Raw genomic sequence first — 1,540 nt, 5'->3', positions numbered from 1 at the left:
CGCGCCATTCACCTCGTTGAGAATGATATTGGCCGCCGTGCCGTTGAGATTCTGGTTACCCAGAATAATCCCGCCCAGTTGCGTCGACTGGGTCCGCGCCGTGGCGTTGTTGAGGATGACCCCGTTGGTCCCGACGTTGTAATCGGTGAACTGGTTATGCGACAGCCCCTGGGCATTCGGCGCGGCAATATTGACGATAGGGACGCCATTGCCCGCCTGCCCGAGCGTCGTACCCGGCGCACTGACCACGATCCCATCCGCCTGAACCAGCAACGGCTGCCAGAACATCGCGTTCGCCAGAATGAATGCCAGCCCGCGCTTGGGCAGTCCCCAAAAGTGCTCACGGTTTTTCAGGGCAGCAGAAGGCTGCCTAGCCAGAAAGGCAAACTGACGAACGTCCATGTCGATTTCTCAATGCAACGAGTGCGGTAAGTTGAATTAAAGGAAGAAGTCCATACGGAAATAGATCGGCGTTTCACGCTCGGTAATCGGCCCCGGTCGCTCCAACGAATGGGCAAAGGTCACGGTGGCGGCGAGGTGCTTGCCCCGGGCAAACAGCTCAATCGAGTCGCTGGTCATGCGCCCATGCTGTTCGGCGCTGTAGCGCCCATCACGAATCACGCCTTGGTCGTAACCGATACTGGTGCCGTATTCGGAAAGCACGGGCTGTAGCCAGTCCCAGGTCACTGGCCGGCTCCAGCGCAGGTCATTGCGCCAGTAACCGCCGCTGTCGCCCGACAGCGTCTGATCCTTGTAGCCACGAATGGAGGACTGCCCGCCCAGGCTCATGCGTTGCGAGCTGAACAGCACATCATTGGTGCGCTGGCCCGTCATCAGGCTGCTGAAACTGAACGACTCACCCCACAGCTTGAACGGTTGTAGGTAGCTGAGCGTGGCGGTGTATTTGCGATAACGGGCGTCGGGCAGGCCCTGCCGGAAATTCGCCACATTGTCCTGGGCATCGAAAGCACTGATGCCATCCTGCATCCCCAGATCCAGGTTGACGAAAGCACTGCCGATCCGCCGACCGTGGGTGATACCGAACTGCGCTTCGCTCATACGGTTGCTGCTGTCGGCCAGCTTGCTCTTTTCGATATAGTTGTTGGTGCGCAGGTAGGTCACGCCGGTATTGAGCGAGGTCTTGCTCAGGGCATCGCGGTAGATCACCCGCTCCAGCTTCACCTGGTGGTTCTGGCTATCACCGGTCGACTCGAAGTTGAAACCGCTGGCCTGTTGCTGGGTGCGGTAATCGCTTTCGCTGTAGGTGTAGCTCAGGTTCCACCAGCCGAATGGCAGGTTGTAATAGAGCATGGCGTTGCGCGAGTTCTTTTCCTGGTTACTGACGATGTCATGACCACCGCGCAGGGAGAACTGATCGGCCAGTCCCAGCGGACTGTCCCAATCGAAGGTCGCCCCCATCTGCTGCTCACCGGTACTTCTCTGGCCGTCGTTGCTGCTCGACAGCCCGGCGCGCCAAGGCTTCTGCGGGTTGTTCTTGACCAGCACCTCGCTACCACCGACTTCCTTGCCCGGCGCCAGT

General features: G+C 59.5%; 2 protein-coding genes. Both read right to left on the bottom strand.

Annotated features, from left to right (window positions below):
- On the bottom strand, positions 1-402 hold a 402-nt coding region (locus tag M5B42_RS32020), incomplete at its 3' end, for a filamentous hemagglutinin N-terminal domain-containing protein (protein ID WP_248748061.1).
- 36 nt (positions 403-438) lie between these two features.
- Positions 439-1,540: ShlB/FhaC/HecB family hemolysin secretion/activation protein (locus tag M5B42_RS32015; RefSeq protein ID WP_248748060.1), on the bottom strand; the 1,102-nt coding region annotated here is incomplete at its 5' end.

The organism is Pseudomonas sp. MWU12-2037, assembly GCF_023242345.1.
GTDB lineage: Bacteria > Pseudomonadota > Gammaproteobacteria > Pseudomonadales > Pseudomonadaceae > Aquipseudomonas > Aquipseudomonas gingeri_D.
Note: the sequence above shows the minus strand (reverse complement) of the source record. Positions and strands in the feature narration are given on the sequence as shown.